Consider the following 17254-nt stretch of genomic DNA (forward strand, 5'->3'; position numbering starts at 1 on the left):
ATTGTTCATGTGTGATTGGCTTGTAGAATTAGATCTTTTTTCTGCAAGCTTTTTTAGTTAGCATAAGAAAGCATAAATGATGTGCTTGGAGATAACGAAATAACCGAATAGCCACGTCCGTCTCCATCGCCCTACGATAAGTCATCAACGGTTCGCAAAGAGGAGGGCCGACTAAAAACGGGCTTGCCGCTCAGGCGTAGCATACCCCTGTTTTTAGTGGCATGATTCCTTTATCTTTAGTTGATTCGTTCCATTCGCTACGTTGCTAAACGGGCTTTGTTCTTAGCATAAGAAAGCGCTTGGATTTCATTTAAAAATACATTTGGTATTATCGCTTTACCTGTTTTAAGTAATCTTGTTCTGTAGTCTTAGATGTACGTTATACTAAATATATCATTTTTACTATCTGAAAGAGATTGAAAAGCATGTGGAATAATTATGAACCGGATAAGCATTATCATATAGGTTATTACGAAAATAGCTAGGAGTTACAAACGTATAATTAAACCAATTTGGGATGTGATTATCGATGAAATAGAGGTAGACGAAATATATCATTTGTAAAAATACAAAAGCTAGGAACGAGTATACCAGGAGTTGAAATTATTATTTACTCTATTGATGGTGCTGATTTAGAGTCGAGAGGGTTTGAGAAAATTGCAGAATGGGTACGATGGCACCGATTTGTATAGTGGAGGAAAATAACTGATCGAGAAATTCACCGTCGAAAACTGCTGCTGTTAAAGTGTTTCAAACAAGAAGTGAATACATTTTACTTATGGTACTAATGTTGTATGATAAATATTCAAAAAAATCAATAATTTGTTATAACAGGAAAAAAGTCTCTTTCATAATTTCAGGAGCATAGTATACTCTCATGAAAGGGAGGGGGATTTATGAAATGTCTATATTGTGGGGCGAACAATGATGAACATGGTTCCTATTGTAAGCATTGTGGCAATGAGCAAGCCGCTACAGTAGTGGAAAGTGAAGAAAGATTTGCAGATGATGATAGTGATCTTTTACGATTTGTCGGTAAGCGCAAGAATTATTACGCAAGAAAATGGATAAAAATGGAAAGTGCAAATGGTGTTTCCTTTAATGTCTGTAGTTTTTTGTTCGGTTTTTTGTGGCTAGGTTACCGAAAAATGTATAAAATGATTTTGTTGTTAGCGGTCGTTTTTTTGGTTATTGACCTCATTCTGTTTCTAATTGGATATGAGTATACGTTTAGTAATAATGCCACCTATATAGATACTGGAATAATGTTTGCCGTGATTATTTTGTATGGTTTTTATGGGAACAAATTTTATAAAAATTTCGTTGAAAAGCAAGTAGATAAAATTAAGCAGACCAATGGAGACACAGAAAAAATAAACGAGGAAATAGAAAGGAAGGGAGGCGTCCATTGGTTCGGACCTATTATCGGTTTACTTATTTTGCTTGGAGTGTATACAGTTCCATCCATGTTTATTCCTGTTCATGTCAATGACGTCGATCAGGTAAAATTAAGTACATTTACTGAATTTCCAGATGTCCTTATCGGTGATTTATTTGATGAGGTCTTCCAAAATGGAGAATGGAAAGAGGTAGATGAAGCAAGTATTTCAGAACATAGCATGGTAGATTTTGTTGCAACCTATAATGAAGGTGGGCAAAGACACGATGTTACAATCCGCTTTGGTGTTCATGAGGAGGAAGAAGAAGAACTAGGCGTCTTTATGATAACCATAAATGGAGAAGAATTAAACGATTTAGAAACTGTTGAATACTTGCAATTCATTTTTCGAAACTATAATCAGAGAGAATGAAATATTTACATAGGTTATTCCTGGGACAAATACAAAAACAAACACCAGCTGTCATGTAGACAAGTGCTGGTGTTTGTTTTTTTCTAGACGACTTAGCTGATTGTTTTTCAAAAACATATAAAGCGAGGCACCGAAGATGGTGAGATAGCCAATGATGCTTAATATATCTGGTATTTGTTCAAAGAGAACAATACTAATTAATGCGGAATATACAACGGTCGAGTAGAAAAAGATAGAAATTTCTTTAGCTGGTGCGTACTTATATGCAATGGTTATTCCAAATTGTCCAACTGTGGCAAAAATCCCTGCACCTAAAAGATAAGCCCATTGGTGCCATGTCATAGGTTCATAAAACGCAATCACAAATGGTAATAGAATCATCGTTGTGAAAAATGAAAAATAAAAGACAACAGTATAGAATTGTTCTTTTCTTCCTAAGACACGCAAAACTGTATAGGCGCCTGCTGCAAAGACAGCAGAGCAGAAACCGGCGATATAAGGAATAGTATCTGAGGAAAATGCAGGCTTTATAATGAATAATGTTCCTAAAAAGGCAATAATTATCGATACCACTTGGAACAAGCGCGTTTTCTCTTTTAAAAAGATGGCTGCAAAAATAATAGTAAGAAATGGACTCATTTTATTAAGCATGTCTGCATCTGACAGAACTAAATGATCAATCGCATAAAAGTTTAATAAAATCCCTACAGCTCCCAAGCTGGAACGAAGCAGTAAATATTTTTGATTTTCTTTTTTACCGAACAGGCTTGCTCCGTAATATTTCACAAAACCGAATGCAATGATCATGGAAATGGCGTTTCGAAATAGTGTTTTTTGTACAGTTGGAACATCACCAGATAGCTTGACAAAAGCAGCCATCATCGAAAATCCAAATGCGGATAGAAGTAATAGAATAATTCCTTTATTACGGTTGCTCACGGTTGTCATCTCCAAAATATATGATCTGTTTATTTTTGTGGTCTTCTATTTTATCATTCCAATTTAAATAACTCCAACAAAGACATATTCTTTCATAAACGTAACAGAATGTCTACTAAAACATACTACATGCTTTTAAGTTACAAAAAATTTTTCCATAAATGGGAGAAAATTATGCAAGTTTATTACCATCTAAAGTTGCATGCCCCTAATGATACCATTTTATAGGATGTCATTATACAATTGGCAGTTATATATTTAAAGCAACATAAAATTAGATGTAAACAACCATCCTTTGAAAAATGACTGGGGACGGTTTCTTTCAAAGGAAAGGTACATGGGAGCTAAAGTAGATACAAAAAAGCCGAAGTAGGTGATAACAGCGTCTAAATTCCCGCTTCAATTGGCATGTAAGATGCCAATCTCAGAAGGCTTGACACGGAGAAAAAGCGTTCTTTCTTTTTCAAGACGCCTAAGACTTTTGTTCTTCTTCCATCCGCGGGGGCGAAAGAAACACCTTTTGGATGGAAGTTTCCCTTTATCGTGTTTCTTACCTATATGTTATGGCGTTATGATATGCAACTCTTTGGGAAAAGAAGTTAACACTTCAGCTACCCCAGCTTCATTAATGTATACTTCATCTTCAATTCGAACTCCGCCATAGCCGGGAATGTAAATTCCCGGTTCAATAGTAAAAAAGAAGCCTGCTTCAGCCAGCTGCTCATTGTTTTTATGAATAGAAGGTTCTTCATGGACTTCGATGCCAAGTCCGTGCCCGACTCGGTTATTGAAATAATGACCATACCCATTCTCATGAATGACATTTCTTGCTGCAATATCAAATGTTTTTAAAGGAACGTTTTCCTTTATGGATTCGATGCCAGCGATATTGGCATTTAGCACGGTTTTATAGATCGCTTTTTGTTTTTCAGTCGCCTCACTGATAACAAAAGTTCGTGTAATATCTGAACAGTAACCGTGTTTCGTTACTACGCCAAAATCAATGAGTAGGAAATCGCCATTTTGTAATGTTCGATCTCCAGGCACACCATGCGGTAAGGCTGCTTTTTCTCCTGCAAGGACAATGGTAGAGAAGGAAGGTCCTACTGCACCAAATTGTTTCATCAAGTATTCCAATTCTGCGGCTAGCTCTATTTCTGTCATGCCGATTTTCACTCTTTTTATTCCTTCTGTTAGAACATTCTCAATAATTGTTACGGCTTCTCTTAAATACGTTATTTCTTCCCTTGATTTACGAGTCCTTTGTTGATTCATTGCGGGTTGAATATCTTTGTAATGAGCATTTGGAAATTTGGATTGCAACTGCCTATGTTGAAACATGCTAACTGCTTTCATTTCCAAACCAAACCAATGAACCTCATGATTTAATGCCTGCTTTAAAATCTCATACGGATTTTCTTCATCACTAATGGATACGATGTTAGAAATAGCTGCTTCACTCGCTGCTATATCCTTATCTAGAGCTGGTACAAATAGAGCGGTTGTATCGTTTAAATTATTTATTAGAAGTGCCATAAAACGTTCATGTGGATCTGAAAGAAAACCAGTATAATAAAACACATTGGCAGGTGAAGTTATCATAATTACGTCTAAATTCATTGCAGCTAAAGTTTGTTTTAGTGTAGATAACCGTGCTTCGTAATCGATTGTCATCGTTATTCCTCCATTTTTAAAACTCTCTGTTCAAACACGTCAAGCTCAAAACTCTTATATTATAGTTGCACCATTTGTGCTTGGCGAGTCTCCCATTGTTTGTGAATGATGTTCCTTCCTATATCGACTTTAGGATGAAACCGAATGGCAGCTTGCTTTCTTGTTTCATGCACCTTTTTTATAGAATCCTGTAGCTTTTCGACTAAGCCTTGTTTTCTAGAGGCGATTGCCATGGAATATCCTGCGACAACTCCTTGTGAAATCGCTATTTTTGCGCCTTCAATCCCTGTAATATTTCCGGCAACATATAGACCTTCAATGGGGGTTTCCATTTTCTCATTATGTATGGGGACATAGCCGCCAAGTTCATCCACATAATAGAAAGGGCAATTGGCAACACCAGCCAGTTCCGCTAGCGGGTACAGCCCTCCAGCAATACAAACAAAATCACAGGCTATTCTTTCTTCGCTTCCCAAAACCGGGTTACCATTTGTATCAATGGTACTAATGATAACACCTTCTACTTGGTTTGTGCCATAGATCTCTGTCACCGCTTTTCGTAACTGAATCGGGATGCCCCACAGGCTTACGCCACTTTTGGGGTAAAACCGAATGCTAAGTTGCCTCATGAAATGATTGGTCATGAACTTACTGCCGATTCTTAAGAGCTTGGAAGGAGCTAGGTGGGATACATGTAATAAAGCCTCCATTACTTCTTTAGGACGGGAATGCTGGTGTGTTAATTGATTTAATGGAGGAAGTGCCATGGCAACGACATCGATTCCAGCTAACTGCAATTCCATTGCAATGGCAGCAGACAGCACATTCACTCCGATGACCATTCCTTTATCACCTGGTTTTACTCGATGTACATTCGTCATCACTTGTGCTGCACCTACAGACATAACCCCCGGTAATGTCCATCCGGGAAGAGGTACAGGTGATTCTGCTGCTCCCGTAGCAAGTAACAATTGTTTGCTTGTATAGACTATATTTTCGGTATAAATAGTCCATGATGAGTCTTGACGTTCAATGTCATAGACAACTGTTTGTAAAATAATTTTTACACCTGCATTCTCAGCTTGCTCATTTAGTTTGGCGGATTCTTCAAGCCCATTCCACCAGTTGCCATTAGGCTCTTGATATAACTGCCCCAATAGCCTTCCACCCGGCTTCATATATTCATCTATTACTAATACATGTAAACCTTCTTGCGCAGCTGTACTCGCTGCAGCTAATCCAGCTGGTCCGGCGCCAATCACAATAATATCATACATGGTTTGCACTCCAATCTCTAACAGGAGAGGCTAACTGCTTACCGCTTTGTACAACCATACCTTCTTTTATTGGTGTTAGACAGGCCCGCTTCCCCTGAATTCCATTAACGGTGACTCTGCATTCAAAGCAATGTCCGATATTACAATAAATACCACGTGGTTTCGCGGTTTCCTCATGGTTTCTAAGCGTACGAATACCGTTTGCTAATAAAGCAGCAGCAATGGGTTCGTTTTCGAATCCTCGGATTGCTTGATTATCAAATGTAAAGGTTACGGCTTTCTTACTACCTAATTTTCCGAGAATAGGATGGTTTTCTATTCGAGTCATGGTGTTTCGCCTCCTAATTTACCGAATGGAACCGGACGGACAGGAGCTTGATATTTTAATGTTACTTGGTGTTGATTTTTTTCTCGCTTATCTATTCCGAATGCTTCTATCATTGTACGGCAGGTTCTCCCACCACAAAAACCCATTCCAGCTCGAGTGCGCAATTTCAATTCCCGAGCAGAGCAGTCGTACGTTGCTGCCGTTTGCTCTAATTCTGAAAGAGTAACTTCTTCGCATCTACATACAATTATTTCTTTTTCATCCATATTACTCAACACCCCTAGAATCTTTTTTTGTATAACTTATTAGCAAAAACTATGCCAAACCACAGGTTTATCCTTGAATCCCTAATTTCTTGAGGCGGTTATACAAAGTAGCTCTCGTGATGTGTAAGTTTTTGGCGCAAAGCAGTTTGTTTCCACCCGCTTTTTTTAGTTCTTGCAAAATAATCTTTCTTTCTACTTCTTCCAATCGAGTACTAAGCGCAAGATTATCATTTGCTGCAGATTCTGGTGGGAAATTGGACGGTGTATGACTTTGGTCGACGTCAAATGGCAATTCTTCTAGATGAATCTCCCCATCTTCTGCAAACACGACCAATCGTTCAATTACATTTTGCAATTCGCGAATATTTCCTGGCCAGCTATGTTGTAGCAGTGCTTGCATCACTTCTTGAGAGATTCCGTGAATCGGCTGTTGGTACTTAATTGATATTTCATGAAGAAAATAATGGGTTAATTCAATAATATCTTCTGGTCGTTGTCTTAATGGAGGGATTTCGATACTAATAATATTTAATCGATAATAGAGATCCTCTCTAAATTTGCCTTCGGTTACTAACGCTTTTAGATCCTTGTTCGTTGCAGCGATAACGCGAAAATCAACATGTATTTCCTTCGTTCCTCCTACACGATAAAAGGCTTTTTCTTGTAAAAGTCGTAATGTTTTAACCTGCATTTCTAGTGGCATTTCGCCAACTTCATCTAAAAATAACGTGCCCCCCTGAGCTAACTCAGCTTTTCCTTTCTTTCCTTTTAAATCAGCTCCTGAAAACGCTCCTTTTTCATAACCGAAAATTTCACTTTCAAACAGTGAAGACGGAATTGCACCGCAATTAATAGCTACAAATGGTGCCTCCTCAGCTTCGCGTATATGGTGTACTGCTTTTGCAAATAATTCTTTTCCTACACCACTTTCCCCGTAAATAAGAATGCCTGTGTCCGTAGCAGCTGCTTTTTTTATTTTATGAATGGTACGATTTAAAACTGGACTGTTGCCGCGTATAGCTTGGAATGGATCTTCCTTGGCTGTTAATTTCGTTACTTCTTTTTCTAAATGGAAGAGTCTTTCTCTTGCTTGGTATAATTCTTTATTTAAGCGAATTTGACTTGTGATATCGGTTTCAGACACAACAGCGCCAATGATGGTATCGTTTAAACGAACTGGGTTGGAATTAATTAATACAACCTGATTTTCTCTTGCTTGATGTTGGTGGTGGTAGACAGATGTCCCTTTTTCTAACGTATTTAAGATTTCTAACCTTTCTCGACTAAAAAAATCAGTGATCGATTGCCCGATGATCTTCTCTTTATTAACGGAAAATAATTGCTCAGCACCCTTTGTCCAAGCAATGACCCGCTTGGATTGATTGATGACGGTGCATGATTCATCCACTGTGTCCAGAATAGTAGATATGTATGCTTGTAATTCGCGGAAGTTAGTTAATAATTGGGGAATAAATGCAGTTACGTGGATATACCCGATCATTTCATTGCTATTTCCTTTTAGCACAACCAAGCAAGAATATTCTTGTAGGTATTGTACAATGCTCTCCACTGTACTACCATTTTTTATCACTTTGCATGGAAGAAGATCGAAGTTCGTTTGATGCTTGGAAAATACTAGTTGATAATATGACATACCTTTGCGATAAAAAATCTTTTCATTTTGTTTCGATAAAGCATGTAGTGGAATTTTCTTTTCCTCCACAATGAGATTATCGACAAGCATAAAATTGGTAGAAACAAATGTTTCCGTAGTCGGAAGTTTTGTAAGCACTATCAATTCCCCTCCAATGTGTTAAAAAATATTTACACTTCTAAATTATTTTTACATAATTATGCGAAATTTTCAATCTCTTTTGCTACTAATTTGTATTTGAAAATTTTATCCCGTATATAAGGTGCTATAAGACTGCCGCTTCAGGAGTTGGATAATCTGTACTGCAACAAAGTATAAGTGGGAGATAACAGCATCTAAATGCCTATTTCGTAAGCGGCCTTTAGGTCATACCATTACGGTACGAACAAGCCGGGGAGATGAAGGGAAACTTCCACTGATGGAAGCTTCCCTTTATTTACTAACTTCCCAAGATAGAAGAGTTCAAGTATGTGAAGGTCTCCCTTTTTGTGCGGGATAGCGAATTATTTTATTTATGCTGAATGAAAAGGCTTCGCAATGCTCTCGTGTCAATGGCGAGGTGATATAAGAAGCTGAAGTAAAATAACAACATCTAAGTGCCCAATTCGTTCAAGTAAACAATCACTACGCGCAACAGGACCTCTTCTGAGGGAGGTTTCAATTTTTGGCATGAATTTTGCTTTAATTTGTGGGAAGGAGGTGGGAGTGGAATGGAACGTACAACGCATTGTGATGTCATCGTTATTGGCGGGGGAATTATTGGTGCTGCAATCGCTTATTATAGTGCGAAGGCTGGGCTAGATATTACGGTGTTAGAAAAAGATGAATTAGCCAGTGGGACTTCTTCCAGATGTGACGGAAATATTTTAGCAATTGATAAAGATCCAGGTTTTGATAGTCAAATGTCGTTAAAAAGTCAGCAGTTAGTACATGAGCTAGCTCAGGAGTTAGAGGTTCCATTCGAATATCGTAATCCAGGAAGTATTCTCGTTTGTGAAAATGAGCAAGAGCTGGAGGCCGCCCAGCAGTGGGTGAATCAACAACGGAAAGCTGGGCTTGATTTTCATATGCTTGATCGAAATGATCTAAAGAATGAATCAGCTTACTTTGCTGATGATTTATCTGGTGGATTAGAGTGTAAAACAGATTCTACCGTGAATCCATATATGCTCACCTATTCTTTGTTCTATAGTGCAAAACAGCTTGGAGCAAAAGTCCACACGCATACGGAAGTAGTACAAATAATTCAAGATGAGAAAAGGCAATTTATTATTCAAACAACAGTGGGAAAATATACGGCGAATAAAGTGGTAAATGCTTGTGGTGTGTGGGCGCCAATTATTGGAGACATGCTGGGAGTAAACATTCCGATTCATCCTAAGAAGGGTCAATTAATCGTGGCTTCCAGGCAACAGCCTGTCGGTCTGCGAAAAGTAATGGAATTTGGTTATTTGATATCCAAGTTTGGCGGAAAGAGGCAAGTCGATAACTTAACGGAAAGATATGGAATAGCATTGGTATTTGAACCGACCGAAAGCCAAAATTTTTTGATTGGTAGCAGTCGCCAATTTGCTGGTTTTAATCACAAAGTGAATCATGAAATTAGCCAACATATAGCCAAGCGAGCGATTCGCTTTTATCCGAAAATGGCGGATATGTTGGTTATTCGGACATATGCAGGGCTGCGACCGTGGACAGAAGACCACCTTCCTATTGTATCGTCTGTTGAAGAGGTTCCTGGTTTTTATATCGCTGCGGGTCATGAAGGTGACGGGATTAGCTTAGCAGCTATTACTGGAAAGGTAATGGCGGAGATGCTAGCGGGTGAGGAAACATCGATTCCGATGAAGGCATTAAGATATGAGCGCTTTAAGGAAAGAAAGGGTCGTGAATTAAGTGAAATACAATAAGCTATTTACAACCATTGATACCCATACTGGTGGGAACCCGACTAGAACCGTTTTAACGGGTTTGCCTAACTTAAATGGGAATACGATGTCTGAAAAAATGCTGGATATGAAAGAAAATCATGATTGGATTAGAAAATTTCTCATGAATGAGCCACGGGGTCATGACGTCATGTCAGGGGCGTTGATGGTAACTCCTTGTCATCCAGATGCTGATGTGGGAGTAATATTTATGGAAACAGGTGGATATTTACCAATGTGTGGACACGATACAATTGGTTTTTGTACCGCTTTAATTGAAGCTGGAATGGTAGAGGTATTGGAACCTTATACCTGTATTCATTTGGATACTCCTGCTGGGTTAGTGAAAACGAAGGTGAAAGTAACAGATGGTAAAGCGATAGAGGTCACCTTTACAAATGTGCCTTCCTTTTTATTCACAACCATTGAAATAGATGTAGAAGGAATTGGAAAAGTGCATTGTGATATCGCGTATGGTGGCAATTTTTATGGCATTATTGATGCGCGACAACTCGATATCAGTTTAACAACAGACAATGCCTCACAAATTATTGAGCATGCGATCACCATACGTAACAAGATAAATGCAAATGTACAAGTAGTGCATCCGCTTTATCCTTTTATTAAAGGATTAACACATATTGAATTTTTTACAGCTCCAGTAAACCCAAAAGCAGATTTAAAAAACACCGTAATTGTTCCGCCTGGTGGCATTGATCGCTCGCCATGTGGGACGGGGACTTCTGCGAAATTAGCTACCATGTTTCGGCAACAAGAAATTGGTGTGAAAGAACCCTTTATATATGAAAGTATTGTCGGTACCCTATTTCAAGCAAGGATACTAGAGGAAACGAAAGTAGATGAATATATAGCGGTGATCCCAGAAGTAACCGGTTCAGCGTGGGTAATGGGCATACACCGATTTTTTTACAAGGAACACGATCCATTGAACGAAGGTTTTTTGCTTATTCCGCCAATGGAAGCACATGACTGAGGGGGAAAGCGGTTGGATATAAATAAAATAATGAACACATATGATGTCCATGTAGCGGGTGAAGCATTTCGAATCATCATCCATTCCCCGTTCCATTTACACATGACAGACTGTATTTCTTTAGAAGCAATTTTAAAACGCTATTTTTTAACAGAGATAAGAATGTTATTGAATGAACCGAGAGGGCATCGGGGGATAACTGGATGTGTGATTACACCATCTCAACAAGCCGATTTTGGTATCGTGTTTTTACATCATTATTATGAAACATATTTTAGTTATAGTGGGTTATTCGCTGCATTAACAACACTTATAGAAACGGGCACATTGACAATATCTAAAAGTGGAAAATATGCCATTGAAACCACGCATGGCATCTACCATTTATACGTAAATAGGAAGGGAAATGAGATTGTAAGCATGCAAATGAATCTTCAAATAGGTGAAGTGGTAGAAAATACGGACGAATGGGAACTGGTACAGGTGGATCGATTAAGGAACTATTATATTTTTAAATTACCTTCGTCCATTCCAGCTATTTCATTGCAACATCTAGCTGCAATAACAAGCTGGGCAAAACCAGTACTACGTGACCTTAATGAAAGGAGGAGAGATAATGCTGGCATCATGCTAACAGAAGCGTTAGGGGAAGGAAGATTTTGCTCTGTTACATTTGAGGGGGATGGATTTATCTTACGTTCACCGGGCGTAGATAGCACCATTGCTTTACTGACATTAGCATGGGCAAAAGGAAAAAAAACATTGCAACTTATTCATGAGAATCTTGTTGGTAGCAGTTTGACTGCAACAATAACGGATGGGCTGTGTACTGTTCCATTGCGACCGGTTTTAACTGGTGAACATCAGTTTGTCTTGCAAGCAGGAGATCCATTAGAGGAAGGTTTTTTACTAAAGTAAATACAAGGATTTCTGAAACCGCTTCACAAAAAGGGGATGTGAAGGATGGAAATGAATAGACGTTTGCCTACATTGGCAGAAGTTTTGTTTGTACTTATTTCGTTTGTTTTCATTATGTTTTTATTTGTCGTACAGTTTTCGATTCCAATCCAGCTAGGGTTGTTAACAACGTGGTTCGTCATCATGCTTGTAGGTTGGAAAATTGGTTATTCGTATAAAGAGATGCAAGATGGTTTACTTAAAGGGGTGTATGACGGTTCTGAAGCAGTGCTTATTCTTATTTCAGTTGGTGCACTTATTGGAACGTGGATTGCAGGAGGAATTGTTCCGAGTATCATTTACTATGGCCTTACCATTATCCAGCCAAGTATTTTTTTAGTCGCAGCGTTCATCATTTGTGCGATCACATCGATTGCGACTGGTACTTCGTTTGGTTCAGCAGGTACAGCAGGGATTGCGATGATGGGCATTGGTACTAGTTTTGACTTACCTGTAGCATTAGTGGCAGGGGCGGTTATTTCAGGATGCTATGTAGGGGATAAAATTTCACCTTTATCCGATACGACTGTCATGTCAGCTTCTCTGTCGAAGGTGAATCTTGTTGAGCATATTAAATCCATGCTTACTGTAAGCGGTCCAGCATTTTTACTTACAGGCGCTCTATTTTTACTTACTGGTTACTTTTTTCTCGATAGTTCTGGGGATTTATCACAAGCGAATGCTACGATGACAGCACTAAATGAGCACTTTACCATTAGCTGGTATATGTTAATCCCGGCGATCCTTGTTATTGGATTACTGGCGATGAAAATGCCATCTATTCCAGTTATATTATTTGGTGCTTTACTTGGAACAATATGGGCTTATTTGTTTCAGAATATCGCTTTGTTAGAAGCCTTCAAGATTCTATACCAAGGTAGTGAAATCATTTCTGGTGTAGAATTTATTGATAATTTGTTAAATCGTGGTGGTATTGTATTTATGCTGGATGTCATCGTCTTGATCATCTTTGCACTTGGTGTTGGGGGCTTAATGGAAAAGGTTGGAATCTTGCAAGCGATTTGCTTAACGATGTTACGTTGGGCTAATAGTGCTGGAAAAACGACCGTAACAACTTTACTAGCTGGATTTTTTGGGAACTTCTTCGGTGGTGCTGCGTATGTTTCGATCATTACTGCAAGTAAAATTACCGAAGAGAATTATGACCGTTTAAATATTGATCGTCGTGTGCTATCCAGGAATACAGAAGCAGGGGGCACGATGACGACACCAATGGTTCCGTGGTCAGATGGTGGAGTATTTATGGCAACAACACTTGGAGTGACAACGCTGGCTTATTTACCATTTCTATGGTTTAACTTTTTAGTCATCTTGATTACGATCATTTATGGATTTACCAATACATTTATTTGGTATACCAAAGCGCATGGGGAACCAAAAGCAAATCAGTTGGATCCAGAACAAGCTGGAAACTTATAATGCAAGTTAAAAAAAGGACTGAGAAAACAATGGTCTCAGAATGATTACCTACGTTCTTATGAAAGCGAACAAATAATGATAACAAAAAAATAGGGGAGGAAGGAACATGAAACAACTGGAAGGGGCATTTCCTGTTCTCGTGACACCAATGTTTGAAAATGAGGAGGTGAATGTTGATGGCTTAAGATCCAATATTGAACATTTTATTAACCAGGATGTAGCAGGATTAGTTGTCAATGGAAGTACGGGAGAATTTGTTAGCTTGGAGAAGCAGGAAAAATTGCAATTGATGGAAGCAGCAGTTGAGCAGGTAGGTGGAAGAGTGCCTTTAATTGTTGGAACAGCTGCAGAAACAACAAAAGATGCGATTATGTATACACAATATGCTGAAAAGATAGGAGCAGATGCGGCGTTACTAATTAATTCGTATTATGCCCATCCAAAAGATGCGGAAATTTATGAGCATTTTAAGGCAGTGGCGAATTCTGTGACCTTACCAATCATGATTTATAATAATCCGTTTACATCAGGTGTTGATATTGGAACAGAAACCATCTTACAGGTGGCCCGGGATGTCGAAAATATTACCCACATTAAAGAATCAAGCGGGGATATTCGAAAAGTACGCGATATTACAAGACAGGGTAAAGACGATATTCAAACGTTCTGCGGAGCCGATGATCTGGTGTTAGAGTCTCTATTAGTTGGAGCCACAGGGTGGATTTCTGTTGCGGGTAATATTGTTCCAAAATTAGCTACCAATTTATTTCATAGCGTCCAGCAAGGGGACTTGGATAAGGCATGGAATTATTATGATCAAATCCTTCCGTTATGTAATTTTTTGGAAGGTTCAGGGAAATATGTACAGATTGTCAAACGGACGATGGATTTGCAAGGGCTTGCGGGAGGACCATCAAGAAAACCAAGGTTACCGTTAAATCAGCAAGAAGAAGCGACATTAAAAGCGATTTTACTGCAGCTTGAGCAGTATGTAACAATATAAAAAACACAAAGGGAGGAGAATTATAGTATGGTTACATCGCAAATGGATTTAAAACCGAATGTAAAAGCTTTTTTGGAGCAAGCGGTTGGATTATATATTAATGGAGAATATCTACCTGCTAAAAGTGGGAGAACATTCCCAGTATATAACCCTGCTACGGAAGAAGTTTTAGTAGAAGTTAGTGAAGCTCAAGAAGAGGATATTGATCTAGCTGTGCACGCAGCGAGAAAGGCATTTGACGATGGAGAGTGGCCACAAATATCAGCTGCAGAGCGTTCGCATTTGATTTATAAATTCGCTGATTTACTGGAAGCACATAAAGAAGAATTAGCACAATTGGAAACACTTGATAACGGGAAGCCTTACCAGATTGCGCTAGAGGATGACATTGCTGGTACTGTAGAACATTTTCGTTATTACGCTGGGTGGGCGACGAAAGTATTAGGGCAGACAGTTCCCATTTCTCCGGATTATTTAAATTACACTGTCCATGAGCCTGTTGGTGTGGTTGGGCAAATTATTCCTTGGAATTTCCCACTATCGATGGCTTCATGGAAACTTGGAGCGGCTTTGGCAACTGGATGTACCACTGTGTTGAAACCTGCAGAACAGACGCCGCTTTCTATACTGTATGCTGCTCAATTATTAGAGGAAGCTGGTTTTCCAAAGGGCGTTGTTAATATTGTTCCTGGGTACGGTGAAATTGCGGGTGAGGCAATTGTAACGCATTCTGGGATAGATAAGTTAGCTTTCACAGGGTCTACGGGTGTTGGAAAATCCATTATGCGTAAGGCGGCAGAACACGTTAGAGATTTGACACTGGAATTAGGTGGGAAATCACCAAATTTAATTTTAGCAGATGCAAATATTGAAAAAGCAATAGAAGGTGCGTTTGAAGGAATTATGTACAATCACGGACAAAATTGCAGTGCTACATCTCGTGTCTATGTACATCGCAAGCATTACGATCATGTTGTTGAAGCGTTAGTCGAGCGTGCAAACGCAACAAAACTCGGTAACGGAATGGAAGCTAATACGGATATGGGGCCACTTGTTTCAAAAGAACAATTTGAGCGTGTGCTTCATTATATTGAAATTGGCAAAAAAGAAGGAGCTAAATTAGTAGCTGGTGGTGAAAGCGCTGGGGATAAGGGATATTTTGTTAAGCCGACCGTATTTGCAGACGTAGAAGATGATATGCGGATCGCAAGAGAAGAGATATTCGGACCGGTTGTTGCTGTCTTTCCATTTGATACGACAGAGGAAGCAATTAGAAGAGCGAATGATAGTGATTATGGATTAGCTGCTGCGGTATGGACCGAAAATATCCGAACGGGGCACCAAGTAGCCAGAAGATTAAAAGCAGGAACGGTTTGGATTAATGATTGTAATCAGGAAAACCCAGCAGCGGCATTTGGCGGATATAAACAGTCAGGCATCGGCAGAGAGATGGGGAATTATGCATTAGACAATTATACTGAGGTCAAAAGTGTTTGGGTGAATTTACAATAATTGAGAAGCGGATAAACTTTATATTTAAGTTACGAAAACGATTGATGATTCATGCACCACACATTTTAATGCTGCAAACATGTGTGGTGTATTAGTCTAACCAATTTTTTTATACTTGAATCCTGCCATTCATTATTGGAGTAGGACATAGCAAATTTAATTTTGGATAGCTTTTCCTTTTTAGATATCGTTTTCTTGGTAATAGGATTTTTTATCTTGCTTCAACACTGCAATGGAATAAATAAAAGATGAAAATAACATGATCATAGCGAGAGTAGCAATCGTAAGTCGTAGTGAAATTATATCTGCTGTAACGCCAATTATTAAAATGAACAATACTTGGTTAGCACTTTGGATTAATTGGTAAATACTCGTTACTCTTCCCATGACTTCAACAGGGATATTATTTTGATAGAAAGTCATTATTCCTGCATTTAAGAATACCATAAAGAATCCTAAGATGATAAAACCAACCACAATGGATGCAAAGGACCAGGAGAATGCATAAATGACATAACCGACAGTCATCATAATCAGACCAAACACAATCATATATCTTAATGAGATTTTGTTTGCAAAGATTGATAATAAAATCGCACCAGCAACTGAACCAATTCCAGTTATACTAATTAACATGCTGTATTCAAATTCAGAAAGGCCTATTACTTGCTGGGTAAAAACTACTTCTTGAGTATCCATGGCAAAGGTGAAAAGCATGATCATAATAAAACCAAGATAAATAAAGGATACATATTTATTGTTTGCTATAAATTTCTGAACGACAGTAAAGTCTTGGATAACTTGAGATATGGTCAATGCTGGGATCGCATCTTTATTAATGTTCTCTTTTTCTGGCAAAACGAATAGTAAAGACACTGCGATTAAGAAAAATACCGCGTTGATCCATAATGTTATCTCAACAGAAGTTAATAAAATAAGTGATCCTCCGATAGCTGGACCAATAATAAATGCACCAGAGCTTGCAAATGAGCGAAAAGAGTTGAACCGTTTTTTTTTTCTTTCGGAACAAGGATAGTAACATAAGTCGTTGATGATGGATGAAAAAAAGCATTTGCAATACTTAGAACAACGAGAATAGCGTAAATTACAATCATGTTTGGTGCCAATGGGATAAAGCAGATAAACACAGCGCGAATGATGTAAGTTACGATCATCACTTTCCTCTTGCTCCGATAATCAATGAAGCTTCCTGTCCAAAACTTCGTAATTATATTTACTAATGGCGCAATAATCCAAAGTCCTGCAACAGCTGCTGCAGAGCCTGTCAACTGATATACAATAATATTAATGGCAACTAAGTAAATGAAATCCCCGATGCTTGAAATGCCAATGGAGAACAATAATAATATCGGATTTTTCCAACTATTCATTTTGTATTCACCCTAATTTTTAAAGTTTGAATGAAGCTTGCTTCGATAAATAAATAACAGGCTTATGTAAAAGAGAGCAT

Annotated in this window: 13 protein-coding genes and 1 pseudogene; 7 read left to right on the forward strand and 7 right to left on the reverse strand. The window is 38.5% G+C overall.

All coding sequences use genetic code 11. The annotated features are described in order from the left end of the window. The first annotated feature begins 896 nt into the window (after positions 1-896). Positions 897-1811 (forward strand): DUF2628 domain-containing protein, encoded by a 915-nt coding sequence (locus tag KBP50_RS05380; RefSeq protein ID WP_050350348.1) that lies wholly within the window; start codon positions 897-899, stop codon positions 1809-1811. 51 nt (positions 1812-1862) lie between these two features. Here KBP50_RS05380 and KBP50_RS05385 read toward each other — a convergent pair whose 3' ends face one another. From KBP50_RS05385 to KBP50_RS05410, 6 genes are all read right to left on the reverse strand, one after another. After that, positions 1863-2750 (reverse strand): DMT family transporter, encoded by an 888-nt coding sequence (locus tag KBP50_RS05385; protein ID WP_050350349.1) that lies wholly within the window; start codon positions 2748-2750, stop codon positions 1863-1865. A 561-nt stretch (positions 2751-3311) separates the two neighbouring features. Then, a complete protein-coding gene (locus tag KBP50_RS05390; protein ID WP_050350350.1) occupies positions 3312-4424 on the reverse strand; it encodes a M24 family metallopeptidase in 1113 nt (370 codons plus the stop codon). A 59-nt stretch (positions 4425-4483) separates the two neighbouring features. Continuing rightward, positions 4484-5701, reverse strand: coding sequence for an NAD(P)/FAD-dependent oxidoreductase (locus tag KBP50_RS05395; protein ID WP_050350351.1), 1218 nt, complete (start codon positions 5699-5701; stop codon positions 4484-4486). Then, positions 5694-6029 carry a (2Fe-2S)-binding protein gene (locus KBP50_RS05400; RefSeq protein WP_050350352.1) on the reverse strand — a complete coding sequence of 112 codons (336 nt, stop codon included), beginning with the start codon at positions 6027-6029 and terminating at the stop codon, positions 5694-5696. The genes KBP50_RS05395 and KBP50_RS05400 overlap by 8 nt, the downstream gene beginning before the upstream one ends. Further along, positions 6026-6295 carry a (2Fe-2S)-binding protein gene (locus tag KBP50_RS05405; RefSeq protein WP_050350353.1) on the reverse strand — a complete coding sequence of 90 codons (270 nt, stop codon included), beginning with the start codon at positions 6293-6295 and terminating at the stop codon, positions 6026-6028. Before KBP50_RS05405 ends, KBP50_RS05400 begins: the two co-directional genes overlap by 4 nt. Positions 6296-6362: 67 nt before the next feature. Continuing rightward, the gene (locus tag KBP50_RS05410) at positions 6363-8039 is read right to left on the reverse strand and encodes a sigma-54 interaction domain-containing protein (protein ID WP_050350454.1); all 1677 of its coding nucleotides are present in this window, start codon (positions 8037-8039) and stop codon (positions 6363-6365) included. Positions 8040-8659: 620 nt separating this feature from the next. On the opposite strand from KBP50_RS05410, the gene KBP50_RS05415 reads away from it, so the two are divergent. The 6 genes from KBP50_RS05415 (at position 8660) to KBP50_RS05440 (ending at position 15783) form a co-directional block, all read left to right on the forward strand. Next, the gene (locus tag KBP50_RS05415) at positions 8660-9859 is read left to right on the forward strand and encodes an NAD(P)/FAD-dependent oxidoreductase (RefSeq protein ID WP_050350354.1); all 1200 of its coding nucleotides are present in this window, start codon (positions 8660-8662) and stop codon (positions 9857-9859) included. Next, positions 9846-10871 carry a proline racemase family protein gene (locus tag KBP50_RS05420; protein WP_050350355.1) on the forward strand — a complete coding sequence of 342 codons (1026 nt, stop codon included), beginning with the start codon at positions 9846-9848 and terminating at the stop codon, positions 10869-10871. Before KBP50_RS05415 ends, KBP50_RS05420 begins: the two co-directional genes overlap by 14 nt. Positions 10872-10883: 12 nt before the next feature. Beyond that, entirely contained in the window at positions 10884-11789 is a 906-nt protein-coding gene (locus KBP50_RS05425) for a proline racemase family protein (RefSeq protein WP_050350356.1), read from the forward strand. Positions 11790-11834: 45 nt separating this feature from the next. After that, positions 11835-13268 (forward strand): Na+/H+ antiporter NhaC, encoded by a 1434-nt coding sequence (nhaC, locus tag KBP50_RS05430; RefSeq protein WP_050350357.1) that lies wholly within the window; start codon positions 11835-11837, stop codon positions 13266-13268. 106 nt (positions 13269-13374) lie between these two features. Continuing rightward, positions 13375-14271, forward strand: a complete 897-nt coding sequence (gene dapA / locus KBP50_RS05435) for a 4-hydroxy-tetrahydrodipicolinate synthase (protein WP_050350358.1) — start codon at positions 13375-13377, stop codon at positions 14269-14271. 27 nt (positions 14272-14298) lie between these two features. After that, positions 14299-15783 (forward strand): aldehyde dehydrogenase family protein, encoded by a 1485-nt coding sequence (locus KBP50_RS05440; RefSeq protein WP_050350359.1) that lies wholly within the window; start codon positions 14299-14301, stop codon positions 15781-15783. A gap of 180 nt (positions 15784-15963) precedes the next feature. On the opposite strand, the pseudogene KBP50_RS22740 reads toward KBP50_RS05440, so the two are convergent. Next, a pseudogene (locus KBP50_RS22740) lies at positions 15964-17174 on the reverse strand (MFS transporter). Positions 17175-17254 lie beyond the last annotated feature (80 nt).

This window comes from Virgibacillus pantothenticus (assembly GCF_018075365.1).
GTDB lineage: Bacteria > Bacillota > Bacilli > Bacillales > Amphibacillaceae > Virgibacillus > Virgibacillus pantothenticus.